This is a genomic window from Rhodoferax sp. (genome assembly GCF_028689295.1).
GTDB lineage: Bacteria > Pseudomonadota > Gammaproteobacteria > Burkholderiales > Burkholderiaceae_C > Rhodoferax.
This window is the reverse complement of record NZ_JAQTWL010000009.1, coordinates 17,193-40,841: the sequence shown is the minus strand read 5'-3', so window position 1 is coordinate 40,841 and position 23,649 is coordinate 17,193. Positions and strand designations below refer to the sequence as shown.

Annotated in this window: 20 protein-coding genes; 8 read left to right on the top strand and 12 right to left on the bottom strand. The window is 61.5% G+C overall.

All coding sequences use genetic code 11. The annotated features are described in order from the left end of the window. Position 1: 1 nt before the first annotated feature. From PHF15_RS09505 to PHF15_RS09495, 3 genes are all read right to left on the bottom strand, one after another. The gene (locus tag PHF15_RS09505; protein ID WP_300120604.1) at positions 2–1,030 is read right to left on the bottom strand and encodes an efflux RND transporter periplasmic adaptor subunit; all 1,029 of its coding nucleotides are present in this window, start codon (positions 1,028–1,030) and stop codon (positions 2–4) included. A gap of 201 nt (positions 1,031–1,231) precedes the next feature. Continuing rightward, a complete protein-coding gene (ssb, locus tag PHF15_RS09500; RefSeq protein ID WP_300120603.1) occupies positions 1,232–1,732 on the bottom strand; it encodes a single-stranded DNA-binding protein in 501 nt (166 codons plus the stop codon). A 45-nt stretch (positions 1,733–1,777) separates the two neighbouring features. Next, complete coding sequence (locus tag PHF15_RS09495) at positions 1,778–2,953, bottom strand: MFS transporter (protein WP_300120759.1); 1,176 nt, start codon at positions 2,951–2,953, stop codon at positions 1,778–1,780. Between the two features lie 304 nt (positions 2,954–3,257). Here PHF15_RS09495 and uvrA point away from each other — a divergent pair, with 304 nt between their 5' ends. Together uvrA and PHF15_RS09485 are read left to right on the top strand one after the other, a co-directional pair. Beyond that, positions 3,258–6,248 carry an excinuclease ABC subunit UvrA gene (gene uvrA, locus PHF15_RS09490; RefSeq protein ID WP_300120757.1) on the top strand — a complete coding sequence of 997 codons (2,991 nt, stop codon included), beginning with the start codon at positions 3,258–3,260 and terminating at the stop codon, positions 6,246–6,248. A gap of 97 nt (positions 6,249–6,345) precedes the next feature. Beyond that, positions 6,346–8,316, top strand: coding sequence for an acyl CoA:acetate/3-ketoacid CoA transferase (locus PHF15_RS09485; protein ID WP_300120602.1), 1,971 nt, complete (start codon positions 6,346–6,348; stop codon positions 8,314–8,316). Here PHF15_RS09485 and pyrF read toward each other — a convergent pair. Further along, on the bottom strand, positions 8,302–9,135 hold the full coding sequence (gene pyrF, locus PHF15_RS09480; RefSeq protein ID WP_300120601.1) for an orotidine-5'-phosphate decarboxylase: 834 nt from the start codon (positions 9,133–9,135) through the stop codon (positions 8,302–8,304). The two genes, PHF15_RS09485 and pyrF, sit on opposite strands and share 15 nt — an antisense overlap. Positions 9,136–9,243: 108 nt before the next feature. On the opposite strand from pyrF, the gene PHF15_RS09475 reads away from it, so the two are divergent. The 4 genes from PHF15_RS09475 to groL all read left to right on the top strand — a co-directional run bounded on the left by PHF15_RS09475 (position 9,244) and on the right by groL (position 12,631). Beyond that, positions 9,244–9,420 carry a hypothetical protein gene (locus PHF15_RS09475; RefSeq protein ID WP_300120600.1) on the top strand — a complete coding sequence of 59 codons (177 nt, stop codon included), beginning with the start codon at positions 9,244–9,246 and terminating at the stop codon, positions 9,418–9,420. A gap of 52 nt (positions 9,421–9,472) precedes the next feature. Next, entirely contained in the window at positions 9,473–10,450 is a 978-nt protein-coding gene (locus PHF15_RS09470; protein ID WP_300120755.1) for a cation diffusion facilitator family transporter, read from the top strand. A gap of 173 nt (positions 10,451–10,623) precedes the next feature. Further along, complete coding sequence (gene groES, locus PHF15_RS09465; protein WP_296159662.1) at positions 10,624–10,914, top strand: co-chaperone GroES; 291 nt, start codon at positions 10,624–10,626, stop codon at positions 10,912–10,914. 64 nt (positions 10,915–10,978) lie between these two features. After that, entirely contained in the window at positions 10,979–12,631 is a 1,653-nt protein-coding gene (groL, locus tag PHF15_RS09460; RefSeq protein WP_300120599.1) for a chaperonin GroEL, read from the top strand. 112 nt (positions 12,632–12,743) lie between these two features. Here the strand turns inward: groL and PHF15_RS09455 are convergent, their stop codons facing one another. Continuing rightward, on the bottom strand, positions 12,744–13,247 hold the full coding sequence (locus PHF15_RS09455) for a hypothetical protein (RefSeq protein ID WP_300120598.1): 504 nt from the start codon (positions 13,245–13,247) through the stop codon (positions 12,744–12,746). A gap of 10 nt (positions 13,248–13,257) precedes the next feature. Between PHF15_RS09455 and PHF15_RS09450 the strand changes: the two genes are divergently transcribed. Continuing rightward, on the top strand, positions 13,258–14,142 hold the full coding sequence (locus PHF15_RS09450) for an alpha/beta fold hydrolase (protein ID WP_300120597.1): 885 nt from the start codon (positions 13,258–13,260) through the stop codon (positions 14,140–14,142). Between the two features lie 21 nt (positions 14,143–14,163). Here PHF15_RS09450 and pgi read toward each other — a convergent pair whose 3' ends face one another. The 7 genes from pgi to PHF15_RS09415 are packed head-to-tail and all read right to left on the bottom strand — an operon-like array spanning position 14,164 to position 22,232. Next, positions 14,164–15,735 (bottom strand): glucose-6-phosphate isomerase, encoded by a 1,572-nt coding sequence (pgi, locus tag PHF15_RS09445; RefSeq protein ID WP_300120596.1) that lies wholly within the window; start codon positions 15,733–15,735, stop codon positions 14,164–14,166. 26 nt (positions 15,736–15,761) lie between these two features. Next, on the bottom strand, positions 15,762–16,709 hold the full coding sequence (tal, locus tag PHF15_RS09440; protein ID WP_300120595.1) for a transaldolase: 948 nt from the start codon (positions 16,707–16,709) through the stop codon (positions 15,762–15,764). A 58-nt stretch (positions 16,710–16,767) separates the two neighbouring features. Next, positions 16,768–17,754 (bottom strand): murein tripeptide/oligopeptide ABC transporter ATP binding protein OppF, encoded by a 987-nt coding sequence (gene oppF / locus PHF15_RS09435; protein ID WP_300120594.1) that lies wholly within the window; start codon positions 17,752–17,754, stop codon positions 16,768–16,770. After that, positions 17,751–18,749, bottom strand: a complete 999-nt coding sequence (locus PHF15_RS09430) for an oligopeptide/dipeptide ABC transporter ATP-binding protein (protein WP_300120593.1) — start codon at positions 18,747–18,749, stop codon at positions 17,751–17,753. Before PHF15_RS09430 ends, oppF begins: the two co-directional genes overlap by 4 nt. A 3-nt stretch (positions 18,750–18,752) precedes the next feature. After that, positions 18,753–19,661, bottom strand: a complete 909-nt coding sequence (locus PHF15_RS09425) for an ABC transporter permease subunit (RefSeq protein ID WP_300120754.1) — start codon at positions 19,659–19,661, stop codon at positions 18,753–18,755. Positions 19,662–19,686: 25 nt separating this feature from the next. Beyond that, on the bottom strand, positions 19,687–20,607 hold the full coding sequence (gene oppB / locus PHF15_RS09420; protein ID WP_300120592.1) for an oligopeptide ABC transporter permease OppB: 921 nt from the start codon (positions 20,605–20,607) through the stop codon (positions 19,687–19,689). Between the two features lie 11 nt (positions 20,608–20,618). Beyond that, the gene (locus PHF15_RS09415; protein WP_300120590.1) at positions 20,619–22,232 is read right to left on the bottom strand and encodes a peptide ABC transporter substrate-binding protein; all 1,614 of its coding nucleotides are present in this window, start codon (positions 22,230–22,232) and stop codon (positions 20,619–20,621) included. A 292-nt stretch (positions 22,233–22,524) separates the two neighbouring features. Between PHF15_RS09415 and PHF15_RS09410 the strand changes: the two genes are divergently transcribed. Next, positions 22,525–23,649 (top strand): efflux RND transporter periplasmic adaptor subunit, encoded by a 1,125-nt coding sequence (locus PHF15_RS09410; RefSeq protein WP_300120588.1) that lies wholly within the window; start codon positions 22,525–22,527, stop codon positions 23,647–23,649.

The following is a 23,649-nucleotide window of genomic DNA, read 5'->3' as shown; positions in this document are numbered from 1 at the left end:
CTCACTGGACGGCGTTGCCAACGGGTTTGGCCCCGGCCAAGCCGGCGCGCACCGGCTCCAGTGCAACGCGGTCGGTGTCGCTCAGGCCCGCCAGCACTTCAATGCCTTGCGCACCATGCTCGGCACCCAGACGAATTGCCTTGAGCGCGAAGCCCTGGTTCGACACCACATAGACGGCCGTCAACTCGCCACGGCGCAACACGGCTGCAGTCGGAATGAGCAAACGCTGCGACTGCCCGGCTGCAAAGCGCACCCGCACCTGCTGGCCCGGCAGCAGGTCCTTGGCCGCAGTGGCAGGTAACTCCAACCGCCATTCAATGGTTTGCGACACCGCGTCAGCCGTGGGCAGGTGGCTGTTCTGGCTGGGACGCACCCATTGCGTGGAACCGTCTGCGCCGCGCACCTGAACCTCGACTAAAGCGCTATCCTGCACCAGCTTTGATCGCGACACCGGCACCTGCACCACGGCCCGCAATGGCAGTGGTGCGTACAGCGTCAACAATGGCTTGCCAGGAAAAGCCAGGTCACCCGCCTCCGAGAGTGTTTGCAGCACGAAGGCGTCAAATGGTGCGGTGACACGGGTAAAGCCCTGCGACAAGCCGGACTGCTTTTCGCCGGCACTGGCCTGATCACGGCCGGCCTGCGCCGATTTGAGCTGGGCATCGGCGGTGTCCATGGCCGCTTTGCTGATAAAACCCTGAGCCAGCAGCTCGCGGGTGCGGTCAAAATTGGCTTGCGCATTGCGCAACTCGGCCTGCGCCTGCGCTGCCTGGGCACGACTGAGTTGCACGCCGGTTTGCGTCTCGCGGTCGTCAATGGTGGCCAGCACCTGCCCTGCGCGCACTGGGTCACCGGCCTTGATGGCCAGCGTGACAAGCCGCCCCGAGGCCTGTGCCGACACCGTGCTTTGCTTGACCGGTTGCACCACGCCATCAAGCTCAAAACCGCTGCCCACCGCTTTGCGCTGCACAGCTACCACGCTGACCTCGGGCAATGTTTGCGCAGTCACCGACAGCGAAACGAAGGACATGAGCGCAAACAGTGTCCGACCCACCAGCGGAGAACGAACCAGGGAAAGCAATAAAAAAGACGCTCGCATAAGGGCTCCCTAAAAAATACTGCGCCGAGTATATTTGAATACCCCCACCAGTACATGAGAATACGGAATAAACCATAAAAAACCCCGGAAAGTTACCAACTTTTCGGGGTTTTTTATGAAAATGGCTGCGCCCTAAAACGGGATGTCGTCATCCATGTCGTCAAAGCCACTGGGCGGGCGCGCCGCCGGAGCGGTTGCAGTTGCCGCACGGGCGGGCGTAGCCGCTGAGCGCGGCGCAGCGGCTGCCGGACGACCGTAACCGCCGTCATCATCGCCATGGCTGGGCTCGCCCATGCCCTGCCGGCTGCCCAGCATTTGCATCTGGTCGGCGCGAATCTCGGTGGTGTATTTCTCGATGCCGTCCTTGTCGGTCCATTTGCGCGTGCGCAAGCTGCCTTCGACATAAATCTGGGCGCCCTTGCGCAGGTACTGCTCCACAATTTCTGCCAAGCGGCCATTGAAAACAATGCGGTGCCATTCGGTTGCCTCGCGCATTTCGTTGCTCTGCTTGTCTTTCCACTTGTCCGTGGTGGCAATGGTGACATTGGCCACGCGGTCGCCGTTGGGGAAGGTGCGCACCTCCGGATCACGTCCAAGGTTGCCGACAAGAATTACTTTATTGACTGAGGCCATGCTGGTTCCTTTGAATGTTTCAGTTTAGCCGTCTTTTGCCGGTTTTCAATGGCCGTGCGCCAGCGGCGCCTGCATCGGCCAGGCCACCACCAGCCAGACCAGCATCAAGCCCGCGCACACTGCGTACAGGTCGCCGGCGCCGCCGTGCTTCATGAGCCAGCCGCCACCCATCCCGCCGGCGAAAAAACCCAGCGACTGCAGCGTGTTATAGACCCCGATGGCCGCGCCGCGGCTGGCCGGCGGCGCCACGCGCGACACGATGCTGGGCTGGCTGGCTTCGAGCACATTGAAGCCATAAAAGAACACGAACAACAACCCGCCCAACAGCGCAATACTCGGCGCGGCGCCCACCTGCGCCCAGAGCCCGGCCTGCACCAACGCGGTCAAGCCGATCGAGACCAAAAACACGGAGCGCAAATAACCGCGTTTTTCCAGCTGGAACAGACTGCCGCCCATCACCACGAACGAGCCCAGCACCGCCGGCAGGTACACCTGCCAATGGTGGTCGCGCGCCAGTCCGGCCTCGACCAGCATGGCCGGCAGCGCCAGCCACATGGCCAGTTGCACCGCGTGCAGCACAAAGACACCAAAATTCAACCTGAGCAGTGCCGCCGACTTGAGCACATCGGCCAGCCGGCCACGCGGCTGGTTCTTGTGCTGCAAGGGCTCGGCCGGCACCCACCAGAGCACCGCAGCCACGCCCAACAGCGCCAGCACGCCGGTCAGGGCAAAAATACCCACCAGCCCAATCCAGCCATCCAGGATGGGCGCCGCCACCAAAGACAAGGCGAACATCAAGCCGATGCTGGCGCCCACCATGGCCATCGACTTGGTGCGCACCACGTCGCGCGTCTGGTCCGCCAGCAGCGCTGTTACCGCCGCCGACACTGCCCCCGCACCTTGTACCGCACGGCCAATGGCCAGCCAGGTCAATGAAGGCGCCCATGCCGCCACCAGACTGCCTGCGGCGAACACCAGCAAGCCAAACACGATCACGGGTTTGCGCCCGACCCGGTCAGAAGCCAGACCGTATAAAAATTGCAGCATGGCCTGCGTGAGGCCGTAAATGCCCATGGTCAGTCCGACCATCGCGGCATCGTCCCCACCGGGGTAACGTGTCGCCTCGATGGCGAACACCGGCAAAATCAGGAACAAGCCCAGCATGCGCAGGGCAAAGATGGAGGCTAGCGAAAAACTGGCGCGCCGCTCCAGCGACGTCATGGCGGTAACAGGCTTGGCGCTGGCAGACGCCAGCGGGGCATTCACATCTGACAAGGGCTTCTCCGAAATCAAAAATGCGGGCTGAAGGGCCGCAAGCCTTGGATTGTCCCCGATTCTTCACGGTTTGCTAGTCACGCGCCGCCAAGGGCAATGGCAGGGGGGGGATGCCAGCCATCACGCATTGACTATCATGGCAGATTTCCCCTTGCATTTGGCCGACATTTTGAGCACCCCTATCCCGAACCACTCTGACACCGGCAGCGCCGTTCCAGCCCCTGCCGCCGGTCCCTATTTGGGCACAGTCATGCAGCAGCACATCAGCGTCCGCGGCGCGCGCACGCACAACCTGAAAAACATCGACCTCGACATTCCGCGCAACCAGCTCGTGGTGATCACCGGTCTGAGCGGTTCGGGCAAGTCCAGCCTGGCGTTCGACACGCTGTATGCCGAAGGCCAGCGCCGTTATGTGGAAAGCCTGTCCACCTATGCGCGGCAGTTTTTGCAGCTCATGGACAAGCCCGATGTGGACATGATCGAAGGTCTGTCGCCGGCCATCTCGATCGAGCAAAAAGCCACCAGCCACAACCCGCGTTCCACCGTGGGAACGGTGACCGAAATTCATGATTACCTGCGCCTGCTGTTCGCCCGCGCGGGCACGCCCTACTGCCCGGAGCATGGTTTGCCCCTGCAGTCGCAAACGGTGAGCCAGATGGTGGACGCTGTGCTGGCCCTGCCCGCGGACACGCGGCTGATGATCCTAGCACCCATCGCGCGCGAAAAAAAGGGCGAATTCCTGGATGTCTTTGCCGACATGCAGCACCAGGGATACGTACGCTTTAGGGTCAACGGCGAGACTTTTGAATTCGACCAGTTGCCGGTGCTCAAGAAAACCGAAAAACACGACATCGACGTGGTGATCGACCGCATCAAGGTGCGCCATGCGGACGCCGACCCAAGCGCCGACCGCAGCGACCACGACAACCTGAAACAGCGCTTGGCCGAAAGCTTCGAGGCCGCCTTGCGGGTGGCCAACGGGCGCGCCATTGCACTGGAAATGGACACCACGGCCGAGCACCTGTTCAACGCCAAGTTTGCCTGCCCGGTGTGCAGCTATTCGATTGCCGAACTCGAGCCGCGCCTGTTCTCGTTCAACTCGCCCGTGGGGGCCTGCCCGAGTTGCGACGGCCTGGGCGTGCAGGAGTTTTTCGACCCGGCGCGGGTGGTGGCCTTTCCCACGTTGAGCCTGGCCAGCGGCGCCATCAAGGGCTGGGATCGGCGCAACGCCTATTATTTTGCCATGCTGGAGAGCCTGGCCGCGCACTACAAATTCGACATCGAGCAGCCGTTCGAGTCCTTGCCCGATGCTGTGCAACAGGCCGTGCTGCAGGGCTCGGGTGAAGTAGAGATCAAGTTCAGCTACGTCATGGACTCGGGCACGTCCGGCGGCAAGAAGGTCAGCAAAAAACACCCATTCGAAGGCATCATCCCCAACATGCAGCGGCGCTACCGCGAGACCGACTCGAACGTGGTCCGCGAAGACCTGGCGCGCTTGCGCAGCATCCAGCCCTGCCCCGACTGCGCGGGCAGCCGCCTGCGGCGTGAAGCGCGCCATGTGAAGATTGGCGAAGGTGCGCAGGCTCACGCCATTTTTGAGCTCAGTCACTACACGCTGGCCGAGTGTTTTGCCTATTTCAGCGCGCTCAAAATGCACGGCGCCAAGGGCGACATCGCCGCCAAGGTGGTGCGCGAGATCAGCCTCCGCCTGAAGTTCCTGAACGACGTCGGCCTGACTTACCTCAGCCTGGACCGCAGTGCCGAAACGCTCAGTGGTGGCGAGAGCCAACGCATCCGCCTGGCCAGCCAGATCGGCTCGGGCCTGACCGGTGTGATGTATGTGCTCGACGAACCCAGCATCGGCCTGCACCAGCGCGACAACGACCGGCTGATCGACACCCTGAAGCACCTGCGCGACATCGGCAACAGCGTGCTGGTGGTCGAGCACGACGAAGACATGATGCGCGCCGCCGATCAGATCATCGACATGGGACCCGGTGCCGGTGTGCATGGCGGGCGCGTCATGGCGCAGGGTAACTTTGACCAGGTCAAGGCCACGCCCGATTCGCTGACCGGCCAGTATTTGAGTGGCGCGCGCAGCATCGCCGTACCCAAGCACCGCAGCGCCTGGCTGCCCACGCATGCACCCAAGGCCTTCAACGCCGGCAAAACCAGCCGCTTTGTGCCCAGTCCGGCGGCGGTGCGCCGTGCCGAGCGCGAGGCACAGCACAACGCCACGCTGGGCGAGTTGCAGGCGATCAAGGTGATCAAAGCCAGCGGCCACAACCTTAAGGGCGTCGATGTGGCCTTCCCGGTGGGTTTACTCACTTGTGTCACCGGCGTGTCGGGCTCCGGCAAATCCACGCTGGTCAACGACACACTGTACAAGGCGGTGGCGCGCACCATTTACCGCGCCCACGATGAACCTTCAGAGCACAGCGCCATTGAAGGCATCGAGTACTTTGACAAGGTCATCAATGTCGATCAGTCGCCGATCGGCCGCACGCCGCGCAGCAATCCCGCCACCTACACCGGCCTGTTCACGCCAATCCGCGAGCTTATGGCCGAGGTGCCGACCGCCCGCGAACGCGGCTACGGTCCGGGGCGCTTCAGCTTTAACGTGGCTGGGGGCCGCTGCGAAGCCTGCGAGGGCGATGGCATGGTCAAGGTCGAAATGCACTTTTTGCCCGACGTCTATGTGCCCTGCGATGTCTGCGCGGGCAAACGCTACAACCGCGAAACGCTGGAAGTGCTCTACAAGGGCAAAAACATCGCGCAGATTCTCGACCTAACGGTGGAGGCCGCGCACGAATTCTTCAAGGCGGTACCGACCATCGAGCGCAAGCTGCACACCCTGCTGGACGTCGGCCTGAGCTACATCCGGCTCGGCCAGGCGGCCACCACGCTGTCAGGTGGCGAGGCGCAGCGTGTCAAGCTCGCCCTGGAACTGAGCAAGCGCGACACCGGGCGCACGCTCTACATTCTGGACGAGCCCACCACCGGACTGCACTTCGCAGACATCGACCTGCTGCTGAAAGTCTTGCACCAGTTGCGCGACGCGGGCAACACCATCGTGGTGATCGAGCACAACCTGGACGTGATCAAAACGGCAGACTGGCTGATCGACATGGGCCCCGAGGGCGGCAGCGGAGGCGGCACCGTGGTGGGCGTCGGCACGCCCGAGCAATTGGCCGCTAACCAGGCCAGCCACACCGGGCGTTATCTGGCCAAGGTGCTTTGACAAAAACCGGGGCATTTGCCAACGGGTTTAGACTGGCGGGCAGGTGCCGCGGTGATTGCGTGGCACAGATAAAAATCGTGCCTAGAGGAGACCACCCATGCACACCCAGTTCGATGACCTGCATGCCACCGGCGCGCGCCGCAACAAGGTGGTCAGCGCAGCCGAGGCGGTGCGCCTCATTCACGACGGCGACACGGTGGCCACTGGTGGCTTTGTCGGCATTGGTTTTGCCGAAGAGATTGCCGTGGCGCTGGAGGCGCGCTTTGTGCAAACCCGTGAAGAAACCGGTCAGGGTGCACCACAAAACCTGACGCTGGTCTATGCTGCCGGACAGGGCGACGGCCAGAGCCGCGGCCTGAATCACTTTGGCCATGACGGCCTGGTGCGCCGCGTCATCGGCGGCCATTGGGGGCTGGTGCCCACGCTGCAACAGCTTGCCATCGACAACAAGATCGAAGCCTACAACCTGCCCCAGGGCGTGATCACGCACCTGTTTCGCGACATTGCCGCAGGCAAGCCCGGCACGCTCACCCATGTCGGCCTGGATACCTTTGTCGATCCGATCCACGGCGGCGGCAAGCTCAACGCAGCCACCACCACCGACATCGTGCAACGCATGGTCATCGACGGCAAGGATTACCTGTTCTACAAGGCATTCCCGATCCATGTGGGCATCATCCGCGCCACCACCGCCGACCCCGACGGCAACCTGAGCATGGAGCGCGAAGCCCTCACGCTGGAAGCGCTGGCCATCGCCATGGCGGCGCGCAACAGCGGCGGCATCGTGATTGCGCAGGTGGAGCGCCTCGCCGAGCGCAATACGCTGCACCCGCGCAGCGTCAAGGTGCCCGGCGTGCTGGTCGATGCGGTGGTGATTGCCACCGACCCAGCGCACCACATGCAAACCTTTTCCGAGGCCTACAACCCGGCTTATTCGGGCGAGATTCGCGTCCCGGTGGACTTGATCGAGCCCATGGCGCTGACCGAGCGCAAGGTGATTGCGCGGCGCGCCGCGCTGGCGCTCAAACCGAACAGCGTGGTGAATTTGGGCATCGGCATGCCCGAGGGCGTAGCCACCGTGGCCGCCGAAGAAAAAGTGTTCGACCTGCTCACGCTGACCGCCGAGCCCGGCGTGATCGGCGGCATTCCGGCGGGGGGCCTGAGCTTCGGCGCGGCCATCAACGCACAGGCCGTGATCGACCAGCCCAGCCAGTTCGACTTTTATGATGGCGGCGGACTCGACGTGGCCGTGCTCGGGCTGGCGCAGGCCGATGCCGAGGGCAACCTCAACGTGAGTAAATTCGGCCCCAAGCTGGCCGGCGCAGGTGGTTTTATCAACATCAGCCAGAACGCCAAAACGGTGGTTTTTGTCGGCACTTTTACCGCCGGCGACCTGCAGGAGCGCATTGCCGACGGGCGCCTGCACATCGACAGCGAAGGCAGTTGCCGCAAATTCGTCAAGCAGGTGGAACACCGCACCTTCAGTGCCCGCGAATCGCGTCGGCGCGGCCAGCAGGTGCTGTACGTCACCGAGCGCTGCGTATTCCGCCTGACCGGCACCGAACAGGCACCGGCACTGGAACTGATTGAACTGGCCGCAGGGATGGACCTGCAGCGCGATGTGCTGGATCGGATGGATTTTGTACCGCTGATCAGCCCCCAACTCCGCATCATGGACGGCGCCCTGTTTGACAACGCACCCATGGGCCTGCGCGCGCGACTACTGGCCACCCCGCTGACGCAGCGGCTGGAACTGGACCGCGAGCACAAGCTGCTGTTCATCAACTTCGAAGGCCTGTCGGTGGACAACCTGGACGATGTCAATGCGATCGAGGACCATGTCACCGCACTGCTGGCGCCGCTGGGACACCGCGTGGCCGTGGTGGTGAATTACGACAGCTTCACCATTCTGCCGCCGCTGCTCGAGGCCTATACCGCCATGGTGCAGCGGCTCAAGCGCCGCTTTTACAGCCGCGTGACGCGCTACGGCACCGGCGGCTTCCTGAAAGCGCGTGGCGCGGCTGCCAGCGTCGCGCCGGGTGAGGCCCTGGATTTAAGCCAAATCTGACCGCGCGATCCGCAACAGATCACGGGTTTTGACCGCCTCCTGGCGCGCAGCCTGGGCAAAGTCAGCGCCTTGGGCAGCGTACAAAATGGCGCGCGATGAATTCACGATGATCGGCCCGTCCTTGCGCCAACCCGCCTTGACGGTGGCCAGCGCATCACCACCCTGCGCTCCCACGCCCGGAATCAACATCGGCAGCGTCGGCGCCAGGGCGCGCACGCGCGCGATCTCGGCCGGGTAGGTCGCGCCCACTACCAGTCCCAACTGACCATTCAGGTTCCAGGGCCCCTGCGCCAGTTGCGCAATGTGCTCGTACAACAAAGGGGTGCCCGTCAGGTCAGCCAGACGCTGGTTCTGAAAATCATCGCCCCCCGGGTTCGAGGTGCGGCACAGCAAAAAGGCGCCTTTGCCGTGGTACTTGAGATACGGTTGAATGGTGTCAAAACCCATGAACGGCGACAGCGTCACGGCGTCGGCACCGTAGCGCTCAAACGCTTCCTTGGCATACTGCTCGGCGGTGCTGCCAATGTCGCCGCGCTTGGCATCCAGAATGACGGGCACACCCGGCGCCGCGCGGCGCATGTGCGCCATCAAGCGCTCCAGTTGCTCCTCGGCCCGGTGCGCTGCAAAGTAGGCGATTTGCGGCTTGAAGGCGCTCACCAGGTCGGCTGTGGCATCGACGATGGCGGCGCAAAAGTCATAAATCCTGCTGGCATCGCCCTGCATGGCGCCGGGGAATTTGGCTGGCTCGGGGTCCAGCCCGACGCACAACAGGGAGCCGTTTTGGCGCTCGGCAGCGCGCAACATATCTAGAAATTTCATGTGCCAATTGTATGAATCCCTAAGCTTGCCTTAATTTTGGCTAAGCTGGCCTTAAGGTTGCGCCACGATGATCCAGGACATTATCAATCAACACACCAGAGGTTTTCCATGAATTCAGATCTGCGCAACTTTGTTACCCAATACCTTTCCATCGTTCTTGGCACCTTGATGTCAGTCAGCTTTTTTGCCTTTATAGCCATTCCCTACAATCTGGCTGGTCATCCAGGTGAAAACCCCATGGCACAAGCACCCACGGTCGTCACGGCGGCGGCGCTGCAAGTTTGACCCACCGAACTGGTGGCCTAAACTTCAGGACCTTGCATTGATTGATCGACCCATGCGCTCTGACGAATTTCCGGACAACGACGAAGACAGTCCATTTACCCCGGACCAGCGTTCTGCCGTGGCCGCGCGCTCCACCTGGGTCAGCGTGGCAGTCAATCTGGTGCTGAGCATTGCCCAGATTGCGGCCGGGATCATGGCCAAATCGCAAGGTCTGATCGCCGATGGCATTCACACCCTGTCTGACCTGGTGGCAGATTTTGTCGTGCTCATCGCCAACCACCACAGCCAGAAGGACGCCGACCAAGACCACCCCTACGGCCATCAACGCTTTGAAACAGCGGCGTCGCTGGTGCTGGGCGCACTGCTGCTGGCGGTGGGCCTGGGCATGCTGTGGTCAGCCGCCAGCAAATTGCAAAGCCCCGATTCGATTGCCAGCGTGCACATTACCGCGCTGTGGGTGGCCGCTGGCGCACTGATCGCCAAGGAGCTGCTGTTTCGCTACATGCTGGCGATGGCCAAGCGTGTCAAAAGCAGCATGCTGGTGGCCAATGCCTGGCACGCCCGCTCGGACGCGGCGTCGTCGCTGGTGGTGGGCGTAGGCATCATCGGCAACCTGATGGGTTATCCCATCCTGGACCCGATCGCCGCCGCTCTGGTTGGCTTCATGGTGACCCGCATGGGCTGGAGTTTTGGCTGGGACGCGATGCACGACCTGATGGACCGCGCGGTCGATGAAGTGGAAGTGCAGGCCATTCGCCAGACCCTGCTCGCCACCCCTGGCATCAGCAGCGTGCATGACATACGGACCCGCAAAATGGGCGACATGATCGTGGTGGACGCCCATCTGGAAGTAAATGCCACACTGAGCGTGGAGCAAGGTCACGACATTGCCGTGGCGGCGCGCAACCGTGTCATGCAACGGCACCGGGTGATCAACATGATGACGCATGTCGATCCTTACAAGCGACCGGACAGGGACCATGAGGCGCCAAGCGGGGCAAGAGACTTCTCGCAATTGCCCGGAAAGTAGGGCCAATCGTCAGCGGTGGTCTTGAAAACGGGTTAAAAGGCCTTATCATTAGCACTCTCATGAGGCGAGTGCTAGCAAGCGTGTTGGCCATCCCTCTGAAAGGTACTGGTCACCGCAATTCAGATTGTGGCGGCCTTTGTCAATCCCCTGTTTCAAACTTTAAAGGAGTCCCCATGAAACTTCGTCCCCTGCACGACCGCGTGATCGTCAAACGAGTTGAAAACGAAACCCGCACCGCCTCCGGCATCGTCATTCCTGACAGCGCCGCTGAAAAGCCTGATCAAGGCGAAGTGCTGGCCGTTGGCCCCGGCAAAAAGAACGACAAGGGTGAAGTCAGCCCCATGGCGGTCAAGGTTGGCGACCGCGTGTTGTTCGGCAAGTACAGCGGCCAGACCGTCAAGGTCGATGGCGATGAGTTGTTGGTCATGAAAGAAGATGATTTGTTTGCCGTTGTCGAGAAGTAAAGCCAGAGCGCTTTCTTGTCAAACAACGCATATCGTATTAATTTGAAATTATTGGAGTCATAACATGGCAGCAAAAGACGTAGTTTTCGGTGGCGAAGCCCGCGCACGCATGGTTGAAGGTGTGAACATTCTGGCCAACGCAGTCAAGGTCACTCTGGGCCCCAAGGGTCGCAATGTGGTGCTGGACCGCAGCTTTGGCGCCCCCACCGTGACCAAGGACGGTGTATCCGTGGCCAAGGAAATCGAACTCAAGGACAAGTTGCAGAACATGGGTGCGCAGATGGTCAAGGAAGTCGCTTCCAAAACCTCTGACATCGCTGGCGACGGCACCACCACCGCCACCGTGCTGGCACAGGCCATTGTGCGCGAAGGCATGAAGTACGTGGCCGCCGGCATGAACCCGATGGACCTGAAGCGTGGTATTGACAAGGCTGTGACCGTGTTGATCGGCGAGCTGAAAAAAGCCTCCAAGGCCACCACCACCTCCAAGGAAATCGCTCAAGTTGGCTCCATCTCTGCAAACTCTGACGAAACCATTGGCAAGATCATCGCCGATGCGATGGACAAAGTGGGCAAGGAAGGCGTGATCACCGTCGAAGACGGCAAGTCGCTCGAATCCGAACTCGAAGTCGTTGAAGGCATGCAGTTCGACCGTGGCTACCTGTCACCCTACTTCATCAACAACCCCGAAAAGCAAGCCGCTTTGCTGGAAAACCCCTTCGTGCTGTTGTACGACAAGAAAATCAGCAACATCCGTGACCTGCTGCCCACGCTGGAGCAAGTGGCCAAGTCGGGCCGTCCGCTGCTGATCATTGCCGAAGATGTCGAAGGCGAAGCGCTGGCGACTTTGGTGGTCAACACCATCCGTGGCATCCTGAAGGTGGTGGCAGTCAAGGCCCCAGGCTTCGGCGACCGTCGCAAGGCCATGCTCGAAGACATCGCCATCCTGACCGGTGGCAAGGTCATCGCCGAAGAAGTCGGCCTGACGCTGGAAAAAGTGACCCTGGCTGACCTGGGCTCGGCCAAGCGCATCGAAGTGAGCAAGGAAAACACCATCATCATCGACGGTGCCGGCCCGGCTGCTGACATCGAAGCCCGCGTCAAACAAGTGCGTGTGCAAATCGAAGAAGCGACCAGCGACTATGACCGTGAAAAACTGCAAGAACGCGTGGCCAAGCTGGCTGGCGGTGTTGCCGTGATCAAGGTCGGCGCTGCCACCGAAGTCGAAATGAAGGAAAAGAAAGCCCGCGTTGAAGACGCCCTGCACGCCACCCGCGCTGCCGTAGAAGAAGGCATTGTGGCTGGCGGCGGCGTGGCGCTGCTGCGCGCCAAGCAAACTGCTGGCACCATCAAGGGCGACAACGCTGACCAAGACCACGGCATTGCCCTGGTACTGAAAGCGATCGAAGCACCGCTGCGCGAGATCGTTTACAACGCCGGCGGCGAAGCTTCGGTGGTGGTGAACGCGGTGTTGGCCGGCAAGGGCAATTACGGCTTCAATGCCGCCAACGACACCTATGGCGACATGATCGAAATGGGCATCCTGGACCCGACCAAGGTGACCCGCACCGCGCTGCAAAACGCAGCGTCTGTGGCCAGCCTGATGTTGACCACCGAGTGCATGGTGGCCGAGTCTCCCAAGGACGAAGCCGCTGGCGGCGGCATGGGCGGCGGTGACATGGGTGGCATGGGCGGCATGGGCGGCATGGGCATGTGAAAATTGGGATCGGATCGCGATTTTGTGAAGCAAAATTCGTGCTCTGACCCCTGATTTTTACAAAAAACCCCCGCAAGGCGCGAGCCTTGCGGGGGTTTTTCTTGGTCGCTTCTTACTTGATCGGCACATTCAACTGAAGCATCAGCGCCGAGTTTCCCAGCGCGTTCACCTGGGCAGACCAACCGGGCTTGAACTCGTAGGCCAGGGCGAAGACGACACCGGGCGAAAAGCCTTTGTAATTGAACGGCACCTTGTCTTCATAGGGCTCTTTGTAGCCGAACAGCAAGCCCGCCGTCCATTTGAATGACAAGGGCGCAACCCCCCAGATGTTTTTGTAAACACCTCCCCATGGGTAGACGTAAAGGCATTCCTGGCCAAAAGAGTTGCTGAAGAAAGTGATGCCATCGAGCTTGCCACCGGCATGTTCGCGCTCCAGGCCGACCATGAAGACCGACTTGTGTTCCTCGCTGGGCGAAAAGTGATAGGAGTACGGGCTGAACTGCAATTGCAGCTTTGGGCTCTGGCTAACGATCACCTGTTCTCCTGGCTGGGCCAATGCCATCGGTGCCAGCTGCGCCACAATCAGGCCGATGACGGTACAAATCAATTTCTTCATGAAGCTGCCAGTGAATTGGAAATTTCTCAAGTCGGTGAGTGTAACGGCGGTTTTTTTGCGGCTGGGCCTGGTGCTGACGCTGCTTGCCAGCAGCGGTTGCGCCTGGCTCGACGCCAAACAGCGCCAGCTCATTTACCGCCCCACGGCTGGCGTGCCCACCGATTTCGCGGGTCTGCAAACCGGCGACGAGCGCTATTTTGTCAGCTTGCCTGACACGAATGCGCCGCAACACCTGGCCATTTGGTGGCTGCCTAACAGCCGGGCAGATGCGCCCACGCTGTTGTACCTGCACGGCACTTTTCGCAATTTGTTTGGCAACCAGCGCAAGATTGAATCGTTGCGCACGGCCGGCTTTGCCGTGCTGGCGGTGGACTACCGGGGCTGGGGCGAAAGCAGCGCCCTAGCCCCCACCGAGCAAAGCATCCTGGCCGATGCAGAGGTGGCCTGGAGCGAACTCAAGAAACGCCAGCCCCACCCGAAGAAACGCGTGATCTACGGCCACTCCATGGGCAGCGCCGTGGCGATGGATTTGGCCAGCCGCCTGCAATGCCCGGCAGACTATGGCGGCCTGGTGCTGGAGTCGGCCTTCACCAGCTTTGACGATGTGGCCAGCACGGCGGGCATGCTGGGCAGCCTGCTCAATCTGTTCTACCCCGACAATTTTGATTCGATTGGCAAAATCACCAAGGTTCAGGCGCCGCTGTTGATGATGCATGGCCGTGATGACGACACCATTCCGATCCAGTTGGGCGAGCGCCTGTTTGCCGCGGCCAGCCCGCCAAAGCATTGGCTCGTCGTGGAAAACGCCAGGCACAGCGATCTGGATATCGCCAACCCGGCGCTTTATCAGGCCACCTTGCAAAGCTTTGCAGCCAGCTATTTGTCACTCCAGTAAAGGTATGCGTTGCAAGCCGACTTATGACACGCGCAGGCGCGCCAGCAAACCCGCGGTGGAGCCGTCCAGGCCGGTCACGTCACCGCTGTTGAGGCGGGCCTCAACGTCTTTCGCCAGCACCTTGCCCAACTCCACGCCCCACTGGTCGAAGCTGTTGATACCCCAGACCGAGCCGCTCACAAAGACGCGGTGTTCCTGCAAGGCGATCAGGGCACCCAGGCTGGCGGGAGTCAGTTCGTCGAGCAGCAAAAAGGTGGCGGGGCGGTTGCCGGTGAAATGCTTGTGCCCGCCGGGGTCTGCCTTGCCCAGCATCAGCGCCTGGGCCTGCGCCAGCGCGTTGGCCAGCAGCAGCGTGTGGTGGCCGGGCAAACTGTGTTTCGGATTCTTGACCGCGACAAACTCCACAGGCACCACATCCGAGCCTTGGTGCAGCATCTGGAAATAGGCGTGCTGCCCGTTGGTGCCGGGCTCACCCCAGATCACCGGCGAGGTGCCGTAGGGCAAGGCTGCGCCGGTCGCATCGACCCGCTTGCCATTGCTTTCCATTTCGAGCTGTTGCAGGTACGCCGGGTAGCGCTTGAGCGCGCTGTGGTAAGGCGCCACCGAGCGGCTGGAAAAGCCATGGAAGTTGCGGTACCACACGTCGAGCAGTCCGAGTCGTACCGGCAGGTTGTGCGCTAGGGGTGCGCTGCGGAAGTGCTCGTCCATGGCATGCGCACCGGCCAGAAATTCCCTGAATCCCTGGGCGCCAATGGCGATCGCCAGCGGCAGGCCGATGGCCGACCACACCGAATAGCGCCCGCCCACCCAATCCCAAAACCCGAACGTGGTGCTGATGCCGAAGGACCTGGCTGCCGCCACGTTGGTGGTGAGTGCCGCGAAATGCCGTGCAATGTCGGTGCCGCCATTCGTCTCGAACCACGCCTTGGCCGACTGCGCATTGGTCATGGTCTCGATGGTGGTGAAGGTTTTGCTGGCCACCAGGAACAGCGTGCTCTCCACCTTGAGCTTTCTCAGCACCGCATTGAGTTCGTGCCCGTCCACATTCGAGACGAAGTGAAAGCGTTTGCCCGGCAGCACGAATTCATCGAGCGCCGTCACCGCCATTTGCGGCCCCAGGTCAGAGCCGCCAATACCAATGTTGACAATGTCGGTGATGTGCGCATCAGCACGCACGTGTTCCGCAAATACCAGCATGGCGTCGAGCGTGGTGTGCACCTCGTGCAACGTCTCTGCCATATGCCGGTGCACGGACTGCGCCGGCATGGCGGGATCCAGCGAGGGCGTTCTCAGGAGCCAGTGCATCACGGCCCGCTGCTCGGTGGTATTGACGGCCTCACCGGCAAACATGGCATCACGGTGCGCCGCCAGCCCGGTTTGCTGCGCCAGTTCCAGCAGCAAAGCTTCGGTCGCGACGTCGATCCGGTTTTTGGACAGGTCGGCAAACACATGGGGCGCGCTTTGGCTGAAGGCCTCGAAGCGCGACGGGTCAGCGGCAAAAGCAGAACGCACATCGAAAGTGCGACCAGAGGCCTCAAACGCGGTCTGCAGTTTTCCCCAGGCGGGGGCGCGGTCACAACGGGTGGAAGTCATGACGGTTTCTCCTTTGACACCGGCGATCACGCGGCGAGCAACATCTGATCGAGCTTGTCGGCATCGACACAAAACGCGCGAATGCCCTCGGACAGCTTCTCGGTGCCCATGGCATCCTGATTGAGCGCAAAGCGGAAGCTGGCTTCGTCATAACTCATATAGGGAATGTCCAGCGTATGCGCCAACTTCACATCTAGTGCACGCAAAAGTGACCCCTTGCTGCTGGCCAACTGCGCCAGCAAATCCGGACTGATGGTCAGCAGGTCACAACCGGCCAGCGCGGTGATTTGGCCGACGTTGCGAAAGCTCGCGCCCATGACCTCGGTGGCAATGCCATGCTTTTTGTAATAGTTGAAGATTTGCGTCACCGACTGCACGCCGGGATCGTTGGCACTAGCATGATCCGCTTCGACCCAGGCGATGCCGGCAGATTTCCTGTACCAGTCGTAGATGCGTCCGACAAAGGGCGAAATCAGTTGCACCTTGGCTTGGCCGCAAGCAACCGCTTGGCAGAACGAAAACAGCAGCGTCAGGTTGGTGTGAATGCCGCGCTGCTCCAGCCGGGTCGCCGCCTGAATGCCTTCCCAAGTGGCGGCCACCTTGATCAGCACGCGGTCGATGTGAATGCCCTGCGCCTGGTACAGCTCGATCAACCGTTCGGCGCGCGTAAACGTGGCGCTGGCATCAAAGCTCAGGCGGGCGTCAACCTCGGTGGAAACCCGCCCGGGGATGAGCGACAAAATTTCACAACCAAAGCGCACCAGCAGTCGGTCGGTGATCTCGTCGAGCGCACGGTCGCGGTACTGCGCCACGGTGTCGTCCAGCAGCGAGCGGTAGTCGGGCTTTTGCACCGCTTTCAGGATCAGCGACGGATTAGTGGTGGAATCGGTCGGCTGGAAGGCTTCAATTTGCCTGAAGTCGCCGGTATCGGCCACCACGGTGGTGAATTGTTTGAGCGCGTCGAGTTGGTTCATAAGCACATTATCAGGTGGTGGCGCGGTCATCTGATACGGGCGGGTTACCACCGCAACGTCACGCCAGATCGCAAGCCACCTGTGCCAAGGCGTTGAGCGAGCGCAGCTCGGGCGTGTGCTGGGCACAGGCGGCGATCGCCTTCGGGCATCGCGTGCGAAAGCTGCAGCCCGAGGGCGGGTTGATGGGTGACGGCAAGTCGCCTTGCAGCAGTGTCATTGATTTGGTGCGCTCCAAGCGTGGGTCGGGCAGCGGAATGGCACTGAGCAGCGCTTGGGTGTAGGGGTGGCCCGGGTTCTGGTAAATCGCCTGCTTGTCCGCTAGTTCCATGGCCCGACCCAGGTACATCACCATGACGCGCTGGCTGATGTGTTTCACCACGGCCAGGTCATGCGCAATGAAAACCAGCGCCAGCCCCATCTGGACCTGCAGTTCCATCAGCAGGTTGATGATTTGCGCCTGGATCGACACGTCGAGCGCCGACACCGGCTCATCGCAAATGATCAGTTTTGGCTCCAGCACCAGCGCCCTGGCAATGCCGATGCGCTGGCACTGGCCGCCCGAGAACTCATGCGGATAGCGGTTGATCTGCGCCTCGGTCAGACCCACCCTGAGCATCATGGCGCGCACTTTTTGCATGGCTTCCTGTTGGCTCATCTGCGGGAAATGGGTGCGAAGCGGCTCAGCGATGATCTGCCCCACGGTCATGCGCGGATTCAGTGAGGCCAGCGGGTCCTGGAAAATCATCTGCACATTTTTGCGCAGCCCCTGCCATGCCTGCGGGCTTGCGTCCAGCATCTCCTGCCCGTTCCACAGAATGGAGCCGGAAGTGGTGGGAATCAGCTTGAGCATGGCCCGCGCCAGCGTTGATTTGCCACAGCCCGACTCGCCGACCACGCCCAGCGTCTCGCCCGGAAAAATATCGAATGACACGCCATCGACGGCCTTGAGCACACGCGGCGGCGCCCAGGGCCAAGGCGACTCACCGGCCAGTTCAAAGTGCACCTTCAGATCACGAACCGACAACAGCGGCGCAGCTTCGCTCATACGCGCATAGCCCTGGCATGACGTTCCACGGCTTCGACACTCTGGTGGCAGGACCGTAGAACAGCGGGCCGCCCGGCGATGGGCAAGAGCGCAGGTCGGGTGCTGTCGCAACGCGCTTCAACCAAAGTGCAGCGCTCGCTGAACGGGCAACCCGCCGGCAAGCGCGCCATGTTGGGCGGCGCGCCCGGAATGGCCACCAGCGCGCGGTCGCCGTCTTCAAGCCGCGGCACGGCGCCCAGCAGGCCCACGGTGTAGGGATGGGTCGGTCGGTAAAAAATGGCTTCGGCGCTGGCCTGCTCCATCACGCGGCCACCGTAGAGCACCATGACCTCGTCACACAAACCTGCCACTACGCCGAGGTCGTGCGTGATCATGATGATGGCGGTGCCATAGTCGCGCTGCAACTCGCGCAACAGGGCGATGATCTGCGCCTGCACGGTCACGTCCAGCGCCGTGGTGGGCTCGTCGGCAATCAGCACATCGGGCTCGCACAACAAGGCCATGGCGATCATCACGCGCTGGCGCATGCCGCCCGAGAACTCATGCGGGTACATGCCAATACGCTTGGCGGCCTCGGGGATCTTGACGGCATCCAGCGCCTGCACACAGCGCAAGCGGGCCTGCTGACGCGACAAGCCCTTGTGAAACTCCAGCACCTCGGTCATCTGGCGCTCGACCGTCAGGTAAGGGTTGAGCGAGGTCATCGGGTCCTGAAAAATCATCGCGACCCGGTTGCCACGAATCTGGTTCAGCGCCTGCGCCGGCATGGTCAGCAGGTCTTGCCCATCGAAGCGGGCCGACCCCGTGGCGCGCCCATTGATGGCCAACAGGCCCATCATGGCCAACACGGCCTGGCTCTTGCCGGAGCCGCTCTCGCCCACGATGCCGAGCGTCTGCCCTTTGTCCAGCGCGAAGCTGACGCCGTTGACGGCGGTGACCCGACCGTCGGGCGTGTCAAATTGCACGTTCAGGTTGTCAACTTCAATCAAAGGCATGCGTTACCGTTCCTTGGGATCGAGGGCGTCGCGCAGGCCATCGCCAATGAAGTTGAAGCAATACAAGGAGGCCGACAGCGAGCCGGCCGGGAACAGCAATATCCACGGCGACACTTCCATCACCGCGGCGCCGTCCTCGATCAGCACACCCCAGCTCGTCATGGGCTCCTGGATGCCCAGCCCCAGAAACGACAGCACCGACTCGGTCAGGATGACACCGGGCACCGTCACCGTGGTGTAGATCACCACGACGCCCAGCAGATTGGGCACGATGTGGGCGAAGATGATGCGCCGGGTCGACACCCCCATGGCGCGCGCCGCCTCCACATACTCCATGGAGCGCAGCGACAGGGTCTGCCCGCGCACCACGCGCGCCATGTCCATCCACGAAAACACGGTGATGGTCAGCACCACCAGATAAAACTCGCGCCCCAGAATGGTCACCAGCAGGATCGCGATCAACAGGTACGGAATGGCGTACATCATGTCGACGATGCGCATCATCACCGCATCCACCTTGCCACCCATGAACCCTGCCGTGGCGCCCCAGACAATGCCCAGCGACACCGAGGCCAGCGTCGCCAGCAAACCGACCGTGAGCGAAATGCGCCCGCCTATCAGGCTGCGCACCAGCAGGTCGCGCCCGGCTTCGTCGGTGCCCCAGTAATGGGCATTTTTCAGGCTTGGCGGCATGCTCATGGCATCCCAGTCGGCGCTGTCGAACGCATGCGGTAACAGCCATGGTCCCACCACACACGCCAGCGCAATCAGCGACAACAGGCACAGGCTGAAAACGGCCGCCTTGTTGCGCACAAAGCGCCTGCGCGCATCGCTCCACAGGCTGCGCCCGGCCGCCTGGTCGGGGTTCAGCAGCGCACCGTTTTCCGCCAGTTTCGACACCAGGCCGTTCATTTCCTTGGGAGTCACCATAGGCCACTCAGTACCGGATCTTGGGGTCGAGCCAGGCATAGGCCAGGTCCACCAGCAGGTTCAACACCACCGTCAACACGGTGACCAGCACCACCAACCCCAGCACCAGCGTGTAGTCACGGTTGGCGGCACCGTTGACGATCAGCTTGCCCAGCCCCGGCAGGGAAAACACGGTCTCGGTCACCAGCGCCGAGGTGATGGCAGAAATGGCCATCGGCCCGATCAGCGACACCACCGGCACCAGCGCGGGTTTGAGCGCATGGCGCAGCACCACGACACGGGTCGGCAGCCCCTTGGCGCGCGCCGTGCGAATGAAGTTGCTGTGCATCACCTCGATCAGGCTGCCGCGCATGACGCGCCCGATGGTAGAGACGTTGATGAAAATCAACAAGGTCATCGGCAACACCATGAAGCGGGGCTCGAAATTGTTCCAGCCCCCGGCGGGAAGCCACTTGAGGAAAATCGCAAACACCAGGATCAGGACGGGGCCGAAGACAAAGCTCGGCACCGCGCTGCCCACGTTGCCAATCACCATCACCATGTAATCGACGGCGCTGTTTTGCCGCAGCGCGGCGACGATGCCCAAGGCCACACCAATGAACAGCGACAACACCAGGGAACCCCCGCCAATGACGGCCGACACCGGCAGCGCGTTGGCCACCAGGTTGTTCACCGACCAGTCGGCGTAGCGAAAGGAGGCGCCGAGGTCGCCCTGCAACAGGCTCCTGAGGTAGAGCAGGTATTGCTGCCAAAGCGGCAGGTCCAGGTGGTACTTGGCCTGCAAATTGGCCAGCACAGCGGCCGACACCTTGCGCTCGGTGTCAAACGGCCCGCCGGGGGTGGCGTGCAGCAGCAGATAGCACACGGTGATCACGACCAGCATGGTCGGAATCGCCGCCAGCACCCGGCGCAGCGTGTAAGCCCACATCCGTCAGGAACTCAGTGCTTGATGATGTACAGGTCTTTCGAGCGGAACCGGTCTTGGGCATTGAGCAACGAATATCCGCCCACGTAGCTCTTGACCAGACGCGGCGAGGAGTATTGCAGCAGCGGAATGATCGGGTAGTCGTCCATGATCATTTTGGAGGCCTGCGTCAGCAGCGTCTTGCGCTTGGCCTGGTCGGTGCTCTGCGAGCCCTGGTTGATCAGCTCCTGCGCCTTGCGGTTGCAGTTGAAGTTGTTGTTCTGGTCCGAGTCGCATTCGATCAGCGTCAGGAAGGTGCTGGCATCGTTGTAGTCGGCCACCCAGCCATTGCGCGCCATCTGGAACTCGCCATCATGACGCTTCTTCAGCAGCACCTTGAACTCCATGCTTTCGGTCTCGATGCTCAGGCCGAGCTTGGTCTTCCATTCGGAGGCGGCGAAAATCGCCATCTTCTTGTGGTACTCGCTGGTGTTGTAAGAGAACACAAACTTGGAACCCGGCTTGACACCCGCCTGCTCCAACAGGGCTTTGGCTTCAGCAACGCGTTTGGCCATGGGCCAGGTCGCCCATTCATAAGGCGTGACATCCGCACCATTGGTGCCCTTGACGATCACGCTGTAAGCCGGAATCTGGCCATCGGCAGTCACGCGCTGGGCCAGAATGTCGCGGTCGATCACCATCGACAGCGCCTTGCGCACCCGAACATCCTTGAACACCGGGTTTTGCGTGTGGTAGGAGTAGTAACGCAGCCCCAGCATGGGCGAGATGCGGATCTCCTTGGGGTATTGGGACTTGTATTTTTCAAAAGTGCCGGGTGGCAGTTGGTACACCCATTCGTTCTCACCCGACTCATACAACTTGACATCGGCGTTGCCGTCTTCAATCGGCAGATAGGTCACACGGGTCAGCTGGACATTGGCCGCATCCCAGTACTGCGGGTTTTTTTCAAGCACGAGGCGGTTGTTGACTTGCCATTCTTTCAGCGTGTAGGCGCCGTTGCTCACCAGCAGGCCCGGCTTGGTCCAGTCCTTGCCGTTCTTCTCGAGCGAAGCCTTGTGAATGGGACCGAGGTTGTTGTTGCTCATCACATCGGGCAAGAAGCTCACCGGGAAGGCCGTTTTGACTTCGAGGGTCAACTTGTCAAGCGCCTTGACACCAATGTCGGAACTCGGCTTGTCGCCTTTGACCACTGCGGCACCGTTGGCCAGAAAAATGCCATAGGTGGCGGCGTAGGTTGAAGCGGTCTTGGGATCGACAAAACGGCGAATGCCAAAGACAAAATCATCAGCGGTGACCGGGTCGCCATTGGACCATTTGGCGTTCTTGCGCAGCTTGAACACCCAGGTGGTGGCATCGACGCGCTTCCAGCTCTCGGCGACACCGGGCACGATCTTGCCGTCGGCGTCGTTGGCCGTGAGCGCTTCGAACAGGTCACGCGTGAGGTTGTTGGCGCCCACCGACTCGGCCAGCGCCGGGTCTAGTGTTTCGGGCTCGGAGCCGTTGTTGCGAATCAGGGTCTGACTGGCGTGAAGTTGCACGCCAGCAGGAACCGTGGCAGCGTGGCTGGCCAGCACGCAAGCGGTGGCCAATGCCACCCCGATCAGGGTCCGTTTGATAACAAAGCTCATTGGTTTCTTTCTGTGACGTGTGCGTTATGGCAGTTCAAGCTCGGCTCGACGCAAGCTAAAAAGTGTGAAGATTATGGCGTATGTGGCCCGTTGAAAAACGCGGCTTTGCAATGCCATGTCATTCAATCGTCAGGAGCCCCTCAACCGTTAATAATCCCACAGGACGGCTACACTGCCATCAGATGTTGTTTGGCACATGAATTTTCACGATCATGCCAACCTTTTTGCGGCAATTCACTCCCCAAATACAAAAATCAAACATCCAGATTTGATTTAAATAGTAAGCGCTCTCATGACTCAATTCACCATCACCGCTCTCGTTCTGGTCTTGGCCCTGGCCGCCTGCGGCAAGCCCGAGCCAGCCCGCACCGCCGCTGCCAGCCCGACGCTGCTGATCCAGCCGCAAGACCTCGTCACTGTTCAAAGTGGCACCCTGGCGTCCGGCCCCATCATCACCGGCACCATAGAGCCCGAGCGCCGCGCAGACCTGCGCGCCGAGGTGTCTGCAGTGGTGTTGCAGGTCTACAAGGACAATGGCGATGTGGTGCGCCGGGGTGACCTGCTGGTGCGCCTCGACGACAGCGCGATCCGCGACAGCCTGGCCTCGGCGCAAGAAGCGGTGCGGGCCGCCAGCCAGTCGTTCGAGCAGGCCGAGCGCCAATTCCAGCGGCTCAAGACCCTGCGCGAATCCGGCATGGCCACGACCCAGCAATTCGAAGATGCCGAAATCCGCCGCAACAACGCCCAAAGCGATCTCTCGGCTGCGAAAACCCGGTCTGCCCAGGCGCGCCAGCAGCTTGAGCGCACCTTGGCGCGGGCGCCTTATGACGGCGTGGTGAGCGAGCGCAAGGTGTCAGCCGGTGACACAGCGCAAATCGGCAAGGAACTGCTCAAAGTCATGGACCCGAGCAGCATGCGCTTTGAAGGCCTGGTCTCGGCCGATGCCCTTGGCGACATCAAGCTGGGCCAGCCTGTCAGCTTCAGGGTCAATGGCTACGGTGAGCAATTGTTTGCCGGGGCCGTCAAGCGCATCAATCCATTGGCCAACGCCAGCACGCGTCAAGTGGAGGTGATGGTTGATTTTGCCGCTGGCAAGCAGCCCCAGTTGGCCGGTCTCTACGCCGAGGGCCAGATTGAGGCAGCCAGCAGATCCGGCTTGATGGTGCCCGCCCTTGCCCTGGCGCGCGAGGGCGACAGGGTCTTTGCCTGGCGTTTCAAAAACGGCGTGGTGCAAAAGCTCAGTCTCGTGTTGGGTGAGCGCAACCCGCGTCTGGGCGACTATGCGGTACTTAGCGGCCTGAGTGATGGCGACCAGTTGATTCGCAACCCCACGTCCATGCTCAAGGACGGACAGAAGGCAGAGCTCGCGGCCACCGCGATGGCACCAGTAACCACAGCCTCCGGCGCGGGGAGCTGA